A 16,776-nucleotide genomic window follows, 5' to 3' on the forward strand; every position below is an offset into this window, starting at 1 on the left:
TACGCCAGGCATCCAACGAATTCTGAGCTGCAACACAGCCTCTCCGGGGGGAGATTCAAAATGAACCAGAAACGATCCGACGCTGCTGGCGGCACCCGCATCCTGGTGCTTGCCGCCATCCTCTGCACACCGCTGGCCGCCGCCGCACAGGCCGCCATCGAGGCGGGCAACCTGACCAAGGGGACCGCACCGGCTGCCGCCAAGGCCCCGCAGGGTCCGATGCAGATGACCATCAGCATGACGCCCGGCGCCGCGCCACCGGCCACGTCGGCGCCGCCCGTGACGTCCGGGGACGCGCGCGGGCCCAACTGCACCGGCGCGATCCGCAGCGAATCCAGCGTGATGGTGGCGGTCGGCAAGTCACAGCTGATCACGCTGCAGGAGCCGGTGCGCAACCGCACGCTGGGTAATCCCAACGTCGTGCAGGCCACCATGGTGTCGCCGCAGACGCTCTACGTGCTGGGCCGTGCGGTGGGCACCACCAACATGATCGTGCAGGGCCGCAGCGGCTCTTGCAGCATCATCAACGTGGTGGTGAATGCCGACGCTGGCGGGCTGCAGACTTCGCTGGGCCAGCTGTTGCCCGGCGAGCCCGGCATCCGCGTGATGACGGCGGCGGACAACCTGGTGCTGACTGGCAGCGTCACCAACGCCCAGGCGGCGCAGCAGGCCATGGATATCGCCCAGGCGTACGCCAACGCCGCACAGGGCGACGCCGCCAGGAAGGGCGGTGTGCTGAACATGCTGTCGGTGGATACGCCGCAGCAGGTCATGCTGGAAGTGAAGGTGGCAGAAGTCTCCAAGACGCTGCTGAACCAGCTCGGCTCAGCGGTGAACCTGCAGGGCGGCTTCGGCTCCTGGACCGGCGGGCTGGTGACATCGCTGCTGACCGGCGCCTCGGCGGCGTTCTTCGGCAGCAAGGCCAACAACCGGCCGTTCGACATCGCCATCGATGCCCAGAAGAACGACAGCCTGGTCAAGATCCTGGCCGAGCCGAACCTGGTCACCATCAGCGGCCAGGAAGCCAGCTTCCTCGCCGGCGGCAAGATCTATATCCCGGTGGCGCAGGCCAATGTGCTGAACGGTGCCGGCACCGTCACGCTGCAGGAAGAAGAGTTCGGCGTGGGTCTGAAGTTCACGCCCACAGTGTTGGCCAACGGCCGCATCCACCTGAAGGTAGCGCCGGAAGTGTCCGAACTGTCGCCCACCGGCGCCACCGTGCGCGGCGGCTCCCTGGCGGGACAGACCGTGCTGCCGGTGATCACCACTCGCCGCGCCTCCACCACCGTGCAGATGCGCGACGGCGAGAGCTTTGCCATTGGCGGCCTGCTGACGGACAGCGCGCGCGGCTCGCTCAAGGCGGTGCCGGGTGCCGGCGAGGTGCCGGTGCTGGGCACGCTGTTCCGCAGCACGCAGTACCAGCAGGACCTGACCGAACTGGTATTCATCATCACGCCGCGCCTGGTCAAGCCGATGCAGAACAACAACTACCCGCTGCCGACCGACAGCTTCTCCACGCCCAACCCGTTGTCGCTGTACTTCATGGGCAATATGGAAGGCGACGGCAAGCGTGTGCCGCAACCCGCGCCGGCACCGTCGCAGCCCGCCGCACCGGCCGCGGCGCCCGCCACGCCGCCCACGGCACCGCGCAGCGAGGGCACGCCCAACACCTCGGTCTCGGCCGTGCCGAATGGCAAACCGCTGGATGAGCCTGCGCCGGGTACGCGAGAACCAGTTGCCGGCGCCAGCAAGCGCCCTGCCCTGCCAGCCCCGGCGCCCGCCCGCAACACGGCGGCCGCGCCGCCGGCCGAGGACACCACCGCGCGCATCGCCCGCATCGAAGCCACCGCCGCCCGCCTGGCCCAGGCCAGAGCCGCGGCTACGGCCGGCCGCACCGCATCGGGCGGCAACTGATCCGCCGCGCCACCAGCAGAACCGGAGAACGACCATGAACAAGACACTGAAGCTTTCGCGCGGCGCCGCCGTCCTGGTGCTCGGCAGCCTGGCCTGCCTGGGACTATCGGCCTGCATGACCTCGACGCCGGTGTGGGACGGCCAGCGCGGCGTGGCGCTGGCCACCGTCACGCAGCTGCAGATCATCAATCCCGACGCGCCTGCCGGGCTACCTACTGTCACCGGTACCGATGGCAAGACGGCTGTGGCAGCGATGAAGAACTTCGACCGTTCGCTGTCAGGGAGCCAGCAAGGCGGCGCACCCTCCATGACGATCGACTTCGGCGCCGGCGGCTATGGCGGCGTGGGCATGGGTGGCAACGGCCGCTGAGCACCAGAACCGCGGGAGACCATCATGTCTACATCGGGCTTCACACGATCCAGGCTGACGCGGCGCGCGCGCCAGCGTGGCGCGGTTGCCATCATCGTGGGACTGTCGCTGGCGGTGCTGATCGGCTTTGTCGGGCTGGCGCTCGATCTGGGCAAGCTCTATGTCACCAAGAGCGAGCTGCAGAATAGCGTCGATGCCTGCGCGCTGGCTGCCGCGCGCGATGTCACCGGGGCCACGCCGCTGCTCGTGTCCGAGGCGGCCGGCCTGGCCACCGGCACGAGCAACGCTGCCCTGTTCCAGGGCAAGCCAGTGGAAATGGTCGAGAACCTCAACGTCTCATATAGCGATACATCTGGCACCACCTTCTACACCAAGAACAACATTCCGTTCTCGCTCGACAAAGTGAAGTACGTGAAATGCACCGCCGAGCGCAAGGATATCGCCCACTGGTTCATCCAGATGCTCAACATGCTGCCAGGGATCGATATCAAGGCCAGTACCGTCAATGCCATGGCCGTCGCCACCACCACCAGCGCGCAGACCGCCTGTGCCATCCCGGTCTATGTCTGCACGCCGTCAACGGCGAATCCGCCGAAAACCGCGTACAACCCGGGCGACTGGATCAAGTCCAGGCTCGATCCGAGCAGCGACCCATATGGTCCCGGCAGCTTTGGCTGGGCCGACCTTTCGCCTCCGGGAGGCGGCGCTTCCGAACTGGCCGACCTGCTTGCCGGCAGCGGACAGTGCGACCTGCCGGTAGTGGGCTCCAAGGTGGGCGAGCCAGGCAGCATCGCATCGCTGATCGCAGCGTGGAATACCCGCTTCGGGATCTATACCGGCTCTTACAAGGGACCGAACGATGGGGCACCCGACTTTACTGGTTATGCCTACACCCTGACCACATGGAATGCGCCAAACGGTGGCAACGCCTACGCTGACTTCATTCAGAAGCGGGGCACCAACGATCCCTACCAGACGGATGCGAACAGTGGCTTGCAAACCAAGGGCACGCCCTCAACCAAGCCAGTGCATCAGGCCGGCGCCGACCGCAGGCTGGTACAGGTGCCGATAGTGGACTGCACTGAGCTCGCCACGGCCAAACAAGCTGCGGTGGTCTCCTGGGCCTGCATGCTGATGGTCGAGCCGATGCAGGAACAGAGCGCAAAGGCTGCAACCAGTCTCGAATATCTGGGGGACTCGAAGGACCCCACCAGTCCGTGCGCGACCCAGGGTGTGCCCGGGTCCAGTACGGGTGTAGGCCCTCGTGTGCCGGTGCTGGTGCAATAGGAGCGAATCATGGGGCAATGCAGGCAGCGCAGGAGCAGGGCGCGCGGGGCGGTCGCGGTGGAGTTCGCACTGGTCCTGGTGCCCTTGCTGATGCTGGTGACCGGGGTGGCCGAGTACGGGCGCGCCATCTACCAGTACAACGCCCTGACCAAGGCCACGCGCGATGCGGCACGCTTCCTGTCGCAATATGCGCCCAGCGAGCCGAATTACCCAGTGGATCAGGCCAAATGCATCGCCGTCTATGGCAAGACCACCTGCGGCGGCGCGGCACTTGTGAACGGCCTCAGCCCGTCAATGGTAGTCGTCTGCGACCGCGTTGACTCGAGCGGCTGCGGCAGCAAGCAGTTTGGCAACGTCGCCATCTACGAGGGCGGCAACAGTTCAAACCCGCCGGCAGGCACCATCAATCTGGTTGAGGTGAAGATCTCGGGCTTTACCTACTCGCCAATGCAGTCCTACCTCAATGTGGGAGCCCTGGCGTTCTCCGATATCGCAACGGTAATGAGGCAGGTGCTATGACTCCGATCCGTGCCATGCGCCCGTGTTCACGCCAGGCCGGCGCAACCGCCGTCGAATTCGCCCTGGTTGCCAGCATCTTCTTCATGCTGCTGATCGGCATTGCCGAGTTCTCCCGCGTGCTGTTTTACTGGAACACCGCCGGTGAGGCCACCCGGCTGGGCGCACGTATCGCGGTGGTGTGCGACACCACGGACACCGCCATCAAGACCAAGATGACCAAACTGATGCCCCTGCTGCAGGCCACCAATATTCAGGTCGCCTATGAACCAAGCGGCTGCGACGCCGACCCCGACAGCGCGCGCAATTCCTGCCGCTCGGTCACCGTCAGCGTGGCCAACGTCTCGGTCAAGACCTTTATTCCGGTCGTTCCGATAACGGTGTCGATGCCTTCGTTCTCCACCACGCTGCCGCGGGAGAGCCTGGACTCTTCCACCAGCGGCCCGATCTGCAACTAGCGCGCATGAACCAGGAGCACACCATGCTCAGAATTCTGATCGTTTCCGAAGACGCCGAGCGGCTGGCCGAGATCAACCGGCTCAGCACCGTGGTCGGCAACTTCCAGGCCATGACGCTGCAGGAGGGCCTGGCGCGTTTCCCGTTCCATGCCAGCCGGCTGCGCATGGCCGACCTGCTCATCCTGGAACTGCCTGCCATCAATGCCCCGCAGATGCAGGCCATCGAGAGCCTGCGCCAGCAGCACCCTGAACTGCCCTGCATCCTGATCACGCAGGCGCCCAGTTCCGAGGTGCTGATCAAGGCCATGCGTGCCGGCATCCGCGATGTGCTGTCGTGGCCGCTTGACAAGGGGCAACTGGCTGAGGCGCTCAAGCGCGTGGAATCCGGCCACGTGCCGCGCGCGCAAGAGACCGCACAGGTAATTTCGGTGATCTCGTGCAAGGGCGGCGCGGGCACCAGCTTCGTGGCGGCCAACCTGGGCGACGCACTGGCCCGGCACCTTGACAAGCGCGTGCTGGTGGTGGACCTGAACCGGCACTTCGGCGACCTGACCTATATCGTCAGCGACAAGACCCCGCCTTCCACGCTGCCCGATATCTGCAGCCAGATCGACCGCATGGATGCCGCCTTCCTGGAAGCCTGCCTGGTGCATGTGGACAACGGCTTCGACGTGCTGGCGGGTGCGGCCGATCCCATCAAGGCCAGCCAGATCCAGAAGGACAAGCTGGAGTGGATCCTGTCGGTGGTGCAGCCGGCCTATGACTTCGTGATCTTCGACCTGGGCCAGAGCATCGACCCCTTGTCGATCGGCATGCTGGACCACAGCGACCGCATCTGCGTGGTGGCCGAACCAGCGATCTCTTTCGGGCGGCCGGGCCGTCGTCTGCTCGATATCCTGCGTGCGCTGCACTACCCCACCGACAAGGTCCGCCTGGTGCTGAACCGCACCGGCCGCAAGAACGAGATGCCGCGCGCAACGATGGAGGAGATCTTCGGCATGAAGGTCGCCTTTACCCTGCCCGACGACCCCGCCGCCGTGGATGAGGCCGTCAGCCACGGCGAGCCAGTCGCCAAGCTGAGCCGGCGCAGCGCCATGGCGCGCGCGCTGCAGGCCATGGCCACGCAGCTGTGCACCACACCGGAAGCCGAGCGGCGCAACCGCGCCGAAGCGGTATCACCGCTGCGCAGGCTGATGCTGCGCGCGCGGAGCACCTGAATATCCTGACGACGGCCAGCCAGGGCTGGCGGCCAACCGAAGCCGATAACGAGGAGTTCATCATGTCCATTCGCGAACAGCTGGCCAATGCCGGGCCCGCCTTCACTGCCAACGGCCACGCCGCAATCCAGTTTGCGACCTCGGCAGCCTCCGCGTCGGGCGGCTACCACCAGCTCAAGCGCGACGTGCACGAGACCGTGCTGGACCGCGTGGAGCTGGAGCGGCTGGCGCGCTATCCGCAGGAGCAGGTGCGGCAGGAGATCGCCGCGCTGGTCAACCTGATCGTCGACGAACAGAAGGTGCTGCTCAACGACAACGAGCGGCGCCAGCTGACGGTGGAAATCTACGACGAGATGTTCGGCTTCGGCCCGCTCGAGCCCCTGCTGCAGGACCCGACCGTGTCGGACATCCTGGTCAACACCGCACGCCAGACCTATGTGGAGCGGCGCGGCAAGCTGGAACTGACCGACGTGGTGTTCTACGACGACGCACACCTGATGAAGGTGATCGAGAAGATCGTGTCGCGCGTGGGGCGCCGCATCGACGAGACCAGCCCGATGGTGGACGCACGCCTGCCCGACGGCTCGCGCGTCAACGCCATCATCCCGCCCTCTGCCATCGACGGACCGCTGCTGTCGATCCGCCGCTTTTCCGTGAATCCGCTGCAGGTGTCCGACCTGGTGAACCTGCGCAGCCTGACGCCGCCGATGGCGCAGCTGTTGCAGGCGCTCTCGCAGGCCAAGGTCAACGTGCTGGTGTCGGGCGGCACCGGCAGCGGCAAGACCACGCTGCTGAACATCCTGTCGGGCTTTATCCCGGAAGACGAGCGCGTGGTCACCATCGAGGATGCGGCCGAACTGCAGCTGCGCCAGCCCCATGTGCTGCGGCTGGAAACGCGCCCGCCCAATATCGAAGGCAAGGGCGAGATCACCCAGCGCGCCCTGGTGCGCAACGCGCTGCGCATGCGCCCCGACCGCATCATCCTGGGCGAAGTGCGCGGCGGCGAGGCGCTGGACATGCTCAACGCGATGAACACCGGCCACGAGGGCTCGCTCACCACCATCCACGCCAACACCCCGCGCGACGCGCTGACGCGCCTGGAGAACATGGTCAGCATGGCCGGCCTGACCATGCCGGCCAAGGCCATGCGCCAGCAGATCGCCTCGGCCATCACGGTGATCGTGCAGGCGGCGCGCATGACCGACGGCCGGCGCAAGATCATCAGCATCCAGGAGATCACCGGCATGGAGGGCGACATCATCAACATGCAGGAGATCTTCACCTTCCAGCGCACGGGCGTGGACAAGGATGGCACGGTCCGCGGCAATTTCCGGGCGACCGGGGTGTATCCCAAGTTCGCCGAGCGGCTGCGCGTGTTCGGCGTGGGGCTGCCGGACGAGACCTACGACCCGGCCAAACGCTTCGAAGTCTGATCCGCCTGGCGCGATACAACAACAAGCAATCCCGGGGAGCTACACATGAGCACGATCTTCTACGCCTTCGGCATCCTGCTGTTCGTGGCCGTGGTGCTCTGCGTCGAGGGCATCTACCTGTGGTGGAGCAACGCCCATGGTCCCGCGGCCAGGCGCATCGAGGCGCGGCTGCGGGCGCTGTCGGCAGGCGGACACGTCAGCGCGGAACAGCTGTCGATCCTGAAGAAGCGCATGCTGGCGGGCTCGCCGCGCTTGCAGAAGTGGCTGATGAGCGTGCCTCGCGTGGGCAGGCTGGACCGGTGGCTGGAGCAATCCGGCAGCACCTGGTCGGTGGCGCAGCTGCTGGGCTACTGCGCGATGGTGGCGCTGTGCACGGTGGCACTGATTCCGCTGCTGCCGATACCGGTACCGCTGGTGCTCGCCGGCGCGGCGCTGGCCGCCATGCTGCCGGTGCTTCATGTGATGCGCCTGCGCGGCAAGCGGATCAAGCAGATGGAGGCACAGCTGGCTGATGCCGTCGACATGATCAGCCGTGCCCTGCGCGCCGGGCACTCGTTCAGTGGCGCGCTCGGCATGGTCGGGCAGGAAATGAAGGCCCCGATCGGGCCGGAGTTCCGCACCACCTTCGAGGAAATCAATTACGGCGTGGCGCTGGACGAGGCCATGACCAACCTTGCCATCCGGGTGCCGGTGGGCGACCTGCGCTATTTCGTCATCGCGGTGCTGATCCAGCGTGAAAGCGGCGGCAACCTGGCGGAGATCCTCGACACCATCGGCACGATGGTGCGCGAACGGCTGAAGCTGTTCGACAAGATCCGGGTGCTGTCGGCGGAAGGCAAGCTGTCCGCGTGGGTGCTGGGCCTGCTGCCCTTCTGCACTGCCGGACTGATCCTGGTGGTCAATCCGGGCTTCATGAACGTGCTGTGGGAGGACCCGCTCGGCTTGCGCATGATCGGCGGCGCAGTGGTATCGATGACCTTCGGCGTACTGTGGATGCGCAAGATCATCCGGATCCGGGTGTGAAGGTGCTGCACGCAGTACCGCACGTACATGCAGTGCTCGAAGAAGCAGGGCTTGGACAGCCATCCTGACGGGAGTCCATCATGCAAGGCATTATCCAGGGGTTTCAGGAAGACCAGTTTGTCGTGCTCGCGCTGATCTTCGTGGCGGCGTTCGGCACGGTGTTCGGGGTGCTCTACGTGTTCTCGCCCAACCGCCTGCGCGGGCGGGCGGAGCAGATTGCAGGCCAGGCGGGCCAGCTTGGAGCTGATCCTGGCAAGCAGAATGCGCTATTCGAAAAGCTGGTGCAATGGGCGCAACCGGTATCGCGACTGTCACTGCCCAAGGAAGGCTGGGAGGGCTCGCAGTTGCGCGTGCGCTTCATGAACGCCGGCTGGCGCAATGCCAGTGCCGCACCGCTGTACTTTGCGGCCAAGACCGCTCTGGCCGTCGCCCTGCCGATGATCGGGCTGCTGGCAGCCGCCGGCCAGTCGGGGTTGCAAGACCGGAACATCATGTTCGCGTTGCTGGCAGTACTTGGTGCAATCGGCTACTACCTGCCCAACGTCGTTCTCGCACGCAAAGTCGCGCAACGCCAGCGTACGGTATTTGAAGAGTTCCCGGACGTGATCGACCTGCTGACCGTCTGCGTGGAAGCTGGCCTCGGGCTCGATGCGGCACTGATGCGCGTAGCCGACGAGCTGGCGCTGCGCTGCCCGGTGCTGGCCGATGAGCTCCAGCTGATGCTGCTTGAGCTGCGCTCGGGCTTCTCGAAGGAAAAGGCGCTGTCGAACCTGTCGCTGCGCACCGGCGTGGACGACGTGGACAAGTTCGCCTCCATGCTGATCCAGGCCGACCGCTTCGGCACCAGCCTGGGCGAGTCCCTGCGCGTGCTGTCCGACATGCTGCGCACCAAGCGCCGCATGCGGGCCGAGGAGCAAGCCGCCAAGATCGCGCTCAAGCTGCTGTTCCCGCTGATCTTCACCATCTTCCCGTCGCTGCTGCTGGTGCTGCTCGGGCCAGCCTTTATCCAGATCTATCGCGTTCTCCTGCCGACCATGGCCGGACAAGGAGGGTAATACTTCCGGGAAACCGCGATCGTTTCCCCCGGCTGTCTCCCGGTGCAATGCCGGCTAGACAGTCACTTGCCCGGACCTGGTTCCGGGCTTTTTTGCTTTTCGGCGGGATCCGCGGGACTTGACCGGACGGGCTGGCTTCTTAAGAATGCAGGCAACCGCCCGCCGCCGTAGCGGCCCATGCAGCGAGCCCCATGCGCCTCCGGAGTCTCCATGAAGCTACGCATCCTGAGCGACCTCCACATCGAGCACAACATGCCGGAGTCCGTGCCCGCCTGCGATGCCGACGTCGTGGTGCTGGCCGGCGACATCGCCAACGGGCGCGACGGCATCGACTGGGCCGCGCGCACCTTCAGCCAGCCGGTGGTCTATGTGCCCGGCAATCACGAATACTACGAAAGCAACTTCGATACCGTGGACCGCCTGATGGCCGAAGCCACCGAGGCGCACCCAGGCATACAGGTGCTCAATGGCACAGTGGCCGAATTCAACAGCACCCAAGGACGGGTACGCATCATCGGCACCACCTGGTGGACTGACTACACCCTGTTCGGCACCGACCGGCGCGATGCTGCAATGCAGGCTTGCGCGGCGGTGATGCTGGACCATCGCCTGATCGAACTCCACGGCGACGACGGCCGTGTGCGCCATTTCACGCCCCAGGACGCGCTGGCGCGCCACCAGGCCGCGTCGGCCTGGCTGGCGGCGCAGCTGGCGCAAGCCTACGATGGCAAGACCGTGGTGGTCACGCACCACGGCCCTGACCTGGGCAGCCTGGACCCGCGCTACTCGCACGACCTGGTCTCCGGCGGCTTCCTGTCGCGCCGGCCCGACCTGGTAGCAAAGGCGGATCTGTGGATCCACGGCCATACCCACACCAGCTTCGACTACTGCATCGATGATTCGCGCGTGGTCTGCAACCCCCGCGGCTACGTCAGCCGCCGCACCGGCGAGTTGGAAAACAAGCATTTCGACTGGTGCTGCGTGGTCGAGGTCTGACCTGGCGGCTCCAGCGAGAGACTGCTGCGGCGCCCCAAAGAAAAAACCCCCGCGGGCACAAGCCCGCGGGGGTTTTCCAAGACAGCCTGCCCGTAAGGGCAGTCGGTCGGCAATGATTTACATCATGCCTTCCATGCCGCCCATGCCGCCCATACCGCCCGGCATTGCCGGAGCCGACTCGTCCTTCGGCGATTCGGCAACTGCGCAGTCCGTGGTCAGCATCAGCGAAGCCACCGAAGCGGCGTTCTGCAGCGCAGTGCGGGTAACCTTGGTCGGGTCCAGCACGCCCATTTCCACCAGGTCGCCGTACTCGCCCGAAGCCGCGTTGTAGCCGTAGTTGCCCTTGCCTTCGATAACCTTGGCAACGACGACCGACGCCTCTTCGCCGGCGTTCAGCACGATCTGGCGCAGCGGCTCTTCCATGGCGCGCAGCACGATCTTGATACCGGCGTTCTGGTCGGCGTTTTCGCCGGTCAGTGCCGAGATCGCAGCGCGGGCACGCAGCAGGGCCACACCACCGCCGGGGACGATGCCTTCTTCCACCGCAGCGCGGGTGGCGTGCAGGGCGTCTTCCACGCGGGCCTTCTTTTCCTTCATTTCGACTTCGGTGGCAGCGCCAACCTTGATCACGGCAACACCGCCGGCCAGCTTGGCCACGCGCTCTTGCAGCTTCTCACGGTCGTAGTCCGAGGTCGCTTCTTCGATCTGGGCGCGGATTTGCTTCACGCGGCCTTCGATCGCAGCTGCGTCGCCGGCGCCGTCGATGATGATGGTGTTTTCCTTGCCGATCTCGATGCGCTTGGCCTGGCCCAGGTCGTTCAGGCCAGCCTTTTCCAGCGTCAGGCCGATTTCTTCAGCGATGACGGTGCCGCCGGTCAGGATGGCGATGTCTTCCAGCATGGCCTTGCGGCGGTCGCCGAAGCCCGGGGCCTTGACGGCGGCGGTCTTCAGGATGCCACGGATGTTGTTCACCACCAGGGTCGCCAGGGCTTCGCCCTCGACGTCTTCAGCGATGATCAGCAGCGGGCGGCCAGCCTTGGCCACTTGCTCCAGCACCGGCAGCAGGTCGCGGATGTTCGAGACCTTCTTGTCGAACAGCAGCACGAACGGGCTGTCCAGCTGGACAACTTGCTTTTCCGGGTTGTTGATGAAGTACGGCGACAGGTAGCCGCGGTCGAACTGCATGCCTTCCACGACTTCCAGCTCGTCGGCCAGCGACTTGCCGTCTTCAACCGTGATCACGCCTTCCTTGCCGACCTTGTCCATGGCTTCGGCAATGCGCTCACCGATGGAGGTGTCGCTGTTGGCCGAGATCGCGCCAACCTGGGCGATTTCCTTGCTGGTGGTGGTGGGCTTGCTGACCTTCTTCAGCTCTTCCACGGCGGCGGCAACAGCCTTGTCGATGCCGCGCTTCAGGTCCATCGGGTTCATGCCGGCGGCAACGAACTTCATGCCTTCGCGCACGATCGACTGGGCCAGCACGGTTGCGGTGGTGGTACCGTCACCGGCGTTGTCGCTGGTCTTGGAAGCGACTTCCTTGACCATCTGGGCGCCCATGTTCTGCAGCTTGTCCTTCAGCTCGATTTCCTTGGCCACGGACACGCCGTCCTTGGTCACGGTCGGGCCGCCGAAGCTGCGCTCCAGCACCACATTGCGGCCCTTCGGGCCCAGGGTCACCTTGACTGCGTTGGCGAGGATGTTCACGCCTTCAACCATCTTGGCACGTGCGGCGTCGCCGAACACTACGTCTTTAGCTGCCATTCTTGAATCTCCTGAAATCTGTACGGGTGGCGGTCAGTCGGTGAATTACTTGTTCACCACGGCCATGATGTCTTCTTCGCGCATGACCAGCAGTTCCTGGCCTTCCACCTTCACGGCCTGGCCGGCGTACTTGCCGAACAGCACGCGGTCGCCGACCTTGACGTCGAGGGCGATGTTGTTGCCCTTGTCATCCTTCTTGCCAGGACCGATTGCCAGTACTTCGCCTTGATCGGGCTTCTCGGCAGCGTTGTCGGGAATCACGATACCGGACGCGGTCTTGGTTTCGTTGTCCAGACGCTTCACGATCACGCGGTCGTGCAAAGGACGCAGATTCATACGGACTCCTAGATGCAAAGTGAGTTTTTAATCACAAATCGGCCGGCTACCGAGGCGACGGCCGTCTGAAATGTTCAGGTGCCGCAAGGGGCGCTTTCATGCTGTTAGCACTCACCCCCGGCGAGTGCTAATTATAGGGACGGGGTATGGCCATTTCAAGACAGGGACTTGATACGGGTTTTCCCTTGGACGTGAAACTCTCGTGGGAGATGGCCTTGGAGAGCCACTGAAAGAGGAGCTTTAGCCACTTAATGCGCATTTGCCGCTCCGTGTAATTTCGACCAAACTGTACATGGGTCGCCGCACGACAACGACAAACATCAAGCCCGCCGCCCGGATCACCCTCCATGAACGTGGAATCCCACTCCCGTCGCCGCAACCGCGCCGGTGGCGATCCCTGCCGCACCTTGCGCAACTCGGCCGGCGTGCTTGCATTGCCGTGGCCCGAGTGGCTGCGTCACTACCACCGCGACTGGCTGAAGCCCGATGTCATGGCCGGGCTGACCGTTGCGGCAGTCGTCATCCCGAAGGCTCTCGCCTACGCCACCATCGCGGGCCTGCCGGTCGAGGTCGGACTCTATACGGTATTCGCGCCGATGCTGATCTACGCCATGCTGGGAACCTCGCGCCCGCTCAGCGTCAGCACCACGACCACGCTGGCGATCCTGGCAGCAGCCGCGCTTAGCGATACGACGGCGGCAGGCGGTACCGCGAGCTTGCTGACGGCTTCGGCCACGCTCACCTGCCTGGTGGGCATCATCCTGGTCGCCGCGCGCTTGCTGCGCCTGGGCTTTGTTGCCGATTTCATCTCCGAGCCCGTCCTGGTCGGCTTCAAGGCCGGGATCGGGCTGGTGATCGTGGTGGACCAGTTGCCGAAGCTGCTCGGCATCCATTTCCAGAAGGGCGCGTTTTTCCACAACCTCGCAGCCATGGTCCAGGGCGTTCCCCACGCTTCGCTGGCAACCATGGCCGTTGGGGTCACGGTCCTGGCGCTGCTGATCGGCATGGAACGCCTGGCGCCGCGCGCGCCGGCCCCGCTGATCGCGGTGGCGATCGGGATCGCGGCAGTCAGCCTGCTCGGGTTGCAGTCTCATGGCGTCGAAACCGTTGGCCATGTCCCGACTGGACTGCCGCCCCTCACGCTGCCGGATCCCGATCTGGTCATGCAGCTCCTGGTGCCGGCCATGGGCATTGCCCTGATGAGCTTTACGGAAACCATCGCAGCCGGACGCGCCTTCGTGCAGAGCGGCGAACCCGCGCCGGACCCGAACCGCGAGCTGCTGGCCACCGGGTTCGCCTGCCTGGGTGGCGCATTCCTCGGCGCGATGGCCGCCGGCGGCGGGACCACGCAGACCGCGGTGAACCGCCGCTGCGGCGCCAGATCGCAGCTGGCGGGACTGGTCACTGCGGTCGTCGCGCTGGGCGCGATGCTGGTGCTGGCACCGCTGATCGGCCTGATGCCGGAGGCCGCGCTGGCGGCAGTGGTCATCGCCTATTCGGTGGGACTGATCCAGCCGGCGGAGTTTCGCGCCATCCTCGGCATCCGGCGCACGGAGTTCATCTGGGCAGCGGTAGCCTTTGCCGGCGTCGTGCTGCTAGGGACATTGAACGGCATTGCCGCCGCCATCATTGTTTCGCTGCTGGCGCTGGCCTACCAGACTTCCGATCCGCCAGTCTATGTCCTGGCACGCAAGCCCGGCACCAATGTATTCCGGCCGCAGTCCGCCGAGCATCCCGCCGACGTGACCTATCCCGGCATGGTGATGCTGAGGCCGGAGGGCCGAGTTTACTTCGCCAATGCGAGACACATCGGGCACAAGATGCGGCCCATCATTGCTGCAGCGAATCCCCGGGTGGTGGTGCTCGACCTTGCCGGCGTCTTTGACCTCGAGTACACGGCGCTGCGGATGCTGACGGAAGCCGAAAAGAAGATGCGCGAAGGCGGCGTGATGCTCTGGCTGGCGGAACTGAATCCCAATGTGCTGGAGATGGTTCGGCGGTCGTCCCTTGGGGACACACTCGGGCGCGAGCGCTTGTTCCAAAGCATGGATCTTGCGGTCGACCACTACCTTGCAGACAAGACATTCGCCACGGCGCGCTTGTAGGAGGTATTCCGGCCCCGCTTCGGCGCTTGCCCGACAGCGCAACACCGCCTCGCCGCCTAGACTGAGGGCACCGTTGCATTCCCGCTTCGGCAGGGATGTGCGGCCTACGCCGCGCCGGCGCATCCGTCGCCGGCGTCTCGGACAACGACTCCGGAGGTTCTCCATGGATCTGAAACAGCCCGCTCGCCTTCCCAAGATCGTCGGCGCGATTGCCGCAGGACTGGCAGGCCTCACTTGCGCCACGGCGATTGCCCAGACACCGGCCAGCCCGGCCACGCCGGCAACTCCGGCAACTCCGGCCGCCCAGGGCATGCCGGCCACCCCGGCAACCCCAGCCGTCCCTGCCGCCGCGGCAGGCTCCCAAAGCGCATCGCCTGGCATGACCCAGGTTCAACCACCCAAGGATCCACTGGTCGAGCGCCGTGAGGCGCGCCAGAAGGCCTCGGCCGAGTACAAGGCCAAGAAGAAGGCGGCCAAGGGCGAGTACAAGCAGGACGTCGGCGCTGCCAAGCAGGAGCGCAAGGTCGAGAACAAGGCTGCGGACGCAGTGGCCAAGGACCAGATGGCCGCGCCTAAGCAATAGCGCCAGCCGGCGCAGAACGAGGTGGCCAGGATCAGCCGGCCACCTTCTTTTTTTGCCTGTCGTCTTCCCTCCTTTCGCCCGCGGGAACATCGGGGGCTGGCGGCTTGTAACAAGCCGGATCGCGCCTAGACTCGATAAGAGCAAGTCGCGCGCTTTTTCGCCCGGCTCGCCATCTGCGCCATGCCCGCTCTCCGCCCGCACCACTGGTTTACGGGCCTGCTCCTGTCAGGCCTGATGGCCGCGTTCAGCCTGGGGAGCACGTTTGCCGTAGCGCAGCAGAAGCCGGCGCCGGCGTCGGCACCCGCGGCGGCGCCGGCTGCGAAAGCCGCGCCCGGCACGGCAGCGCCCGCGAAGCCGCGCGGACTGAACCTGGCCAACAAGCCGCGCACAGGCGACTTCGACGTGATGGTCAACAGCCGCGTCATCCGCGTGCTGGTGCCTTACAGCCGCACCCTCTACTTCAGCGATAAGGGCCACGAGCGCGGAATTACCGCGGAACTGGTGCGGGAATTCGAGCGCTACCTGAACAAGACCTACGCCAGTCGACTTGGCAAGCGCCCGCTCACCATCATCATCATCCCCACCACGCGCGACCGCCTGCTGCCCGACCTGGCGGCGGGCCTGGGCGATATCGCCGCCGGCAACCTGACCGAGACCGAGGCACGGCTGAAGATGGTCGACTTTGCCGCGCCGCGCGACCGCAAGCCAGTGCGCGAGCTGATCGTGACCGGCCCCAAGTCGCCGGCGCTGAAGAGCCTGGACGACCTGGCGGGCAAGACCGTCCACGTGCGCCGCGCGAGCAGCTACTACGACAGCCTGACTGCACTGAACAACCGCCTGCGCCAGTCCGGCAAGGCGCCGATGCAGCTGGTGCTGCTGCCCGATGCCCTTGAAGACGAGGACGTGCTCGAGATGCTGAATGCGGGCCTGTTGAAGATCATCGTGGTCGACGACTGGAAGGCCGCAATGTGGGCGCAGATCCTGCCTGACGTCAAGGTGCGCCAGGACCTGGCGGTGCGCGAAGGCGGCTATGTCGGCTGGGCCTTCCGCAAGGACAGCCCGCAGTTGCGGCAGGTGATCGACGACTTCTATGTCAACCACGTCAAGAAGCACGGCGTGGCGGAATACCTGATCAAGCAATCCATGCGCCGGGTCAAGCAGATCAAGAACAACACTGAGGACGCCGAGTACAAGCGCTTCCAGCAGACCGTTGCCTTCTTCGAGAAGTACGGCAAGGACTATGGCTTCGACCCGCTGATGCTGGCGGCACAGGGCTTCCAGGAGTCGCAGCTCAACCAGCAGGCGCGCAGCCGTGTGGGCGCCGTCGGCATCATGCAGATCATGCCCGCCACCGGCAAGGAACTGAACGTGGGCAATATCAAGATGGTCGAGTCCAACATCCACGCCGGCGCCAAGTACATGGACCGGCTGATGACCAAGTACTTCCCCGACGCGCACTTCTCGGAATCGAACCGGCCGCTGTTCGCCTTCGCCAGCTACAACGCCGGGCCGGGCAATATCGCCAAGATGCGCAAGGAGGCTGCGGCGCGCGGGCTGGACCCCGACAAGTGGTTCAACAATGTCGAGATCGTAGTGGCGGAGAAGATCGGCATCGAAACCACCACTTATGTGCGCAACATCTTCAAGTACTACGCGGCCTACCGGCTCATGGAGGACAGGGAAGCCGCGCGTGAGCGGGCACTGAAGGAAGTCCGGAAGTAG

At 65.3% G+C, this 16,776-nt stretch carries 15 protein-coding genes; 13 read left to right on the plus strand and 2 right to left on the minus strand.

The features are described 5' to 3' along the window. Positions 1–60 precede the first annotated feature (60 nt). The 10 genes from AC07UK_RS26340 (at position 61) to AC07UK_RS26385 (ending at position 10,269) form a co-directional block, all read left to right on the plus strand. The gene (locus tag AC07UK_RS26340; protein ID WP_436220980.1) at positions 61–1,914 is read left to right on the plus strand and encodes a type II and III secretion system protein family protein; all 1,854 of its coding nucleotides are present in this window, start codon (positions 61–63) and stop codon (positions 1,912–1,914) included. Positions 1,915–1,948: 34 nt separating this feature from the next. Next, a complete protein-coding gene (locus tag AC07UK_RS26345; protein ID WP_211980794.1) occupies positions 1,949–2,284 on the plus strand; it encodes a hypothetical protein in 336 nt (111 codons plus the stop codon). A 24-nt stretch (positions 2,285–2,308) separates the two neighbouring features. Next, positions 2,309–3,571, plus strand: a complete 1,263-nt coding sequence (locus AC07UK_RS26350; RefSeq protein WP_436220979.1) for a pilus assembly protein TadG-related protein — start codon at positions 2,309–2,311, stop codon at positions 3,569–3,571. A gap of 9 nt (positions 3,572–3,580) precedes the next feature. Further along, entirely contained in the window at positions 3,581–4,090 is a 510-nt protein-coding gene (locus AC07UK_RS26355) for a TadE/TadG family type IV pilus assembly protein (RefSeq protein WP_436220978.1), read from the plus strand. Then, positions 4,087–4,545, plus strand: coding sequence for a TadE/TadG family type IV pilus assembly protein (locus tag AC07UK_RS26360; protein WP_436220977.1), 459 nt, complete (start codon positions 4,087–4,089; stop codon positions 4,543–4,545). Before AC07UK_RS26355 ends, AC07UK_RS26360 begins: the two co-directional genes overlap by 4 nt. Before the next feature lie 23 nt (positions 4,546–4,568). Next, on the plus strand, positions 4,569–5,762 hold the full coding sequence (locus AC07UK_RS26365) for a CpaE/TadZ family protein (RefSeq protein WP_436220976.1): 1,194 nt from the start codon (positions 4,569–4,571) through the stop codon (positions 5,760–5,762). A 62-nt stretch (positions 5,763–5,824) separates the two neighbouring features. Continuing rightward, a complete protein-coding gene (locus AC07UK_RS26370; protein ID WP_436220975.1) occupies positions 5,825–7,195 on the plus strand; it encodes a TadA family conjugal transfer-associated ATPase in 1,371 nt (456 codons plus the stop codon). 45 nt (positions 7,196–7,240) lie between these two features. Next, complete coding sequence (locus tag AC07UK_RS26375; RefSeq protein WP_013955759.1) at positions 7,241–8,218, plus strand: type II secretion system F family protein; 978 nt, start codon at positions 7,241–7,243, stop codon at positions 8,216–8,218. An 80-nt stretch (positions 8,219–8,298) separates the two neighbouring features. Then, a complete protein-coding gene (locus AC07UK_RS26380; protein WP_436220974.1) occupies positions 8,299–9,273 on the plus strand; it encodes a type II secretion system F family protein in 975 nt (324 codons plus the stop codon). Positions 9,274–9,483: 210 nt separating this feature from the next. Beyond that, positions 9,484–10,269, plus strand: coding sequence for a metallophosphoesterase (locus tag AC07UK_RS26385; RefSeq protein ID WP_494686799.1), 786 nt, complete (start codon positions 9,484–9,486; stop codon positions 10,267–10,269). 117 nt (positions 10,270–10,386) lie between these two features. On the opposite strand, the gene groL is transcribed toward AC07UK_RS26385, so the two are convergent. Then, entirely contained in the window at positions 10,387–12,030 is a 1,644-nt protein-coding gene (gene groL, locus AC07UK_RS26390; RefSeq protein WP_436220973.1) for a chaperonin GroEL, read from the minus strand. A gap of 45 nt (positions 12,031–12,075) precedes the next feature. Beyond that, entirely contained in the window at positions 12,076–12,366 is a 291-nt protein-coding gene (gene groES / locus AC07UK_RS26395; RefSeq protein ID WP_010813047.1) for a co-chaperone GroES, read from the minus strand. A gap of 347 nt (positions 12,367–12,713) precedes the next feature. Between groES and AC07UK_RS26400 the strand changes: the two genes are divergently transcribed. The 3 genes from AC07UK_RS26400 (at position 12,714) to AC07UK_RS26410 (ending at position 16,776) form a co-directional block, all read left to right on the plus strand. Beyond that, entirely contained in the window at positions 12,714–14,471 is a 1,758-nt protein-coding gene (locus AC07UK_RS26400; protein WP_494686800.1) for a SulP family inorganic anion transporter, read from the plus strand. 163 nt (positions 14,472–14,634) lie between these two features. Then, complete coding sequence (locus tag AC07UK_RS26405) at positions 14,635–15,054, plus strand: hypothetical protein (RefSeq protein WP_436220971.1); 420 nt, start codon at positions 14,635–14,637, stop codon at positions 15,052–15,054. A gap of 180 nt (positions 15,055–15,234) precedes the next feature. Continuing rightward, positions 15,235–16,776, plus strand: coding sequence for an MltF family protein (locus AC07UK_RS26410; RefSeq protein ID WP_436220970.1), 1,542 nt, complete (start codon positions 15,235–15,237; stop codon positions 16,774–16,776).

The sequence above is a fragment of the Cupriavidus sp. GW821-FHT07C08 genome, assembly GCF_059419025.1.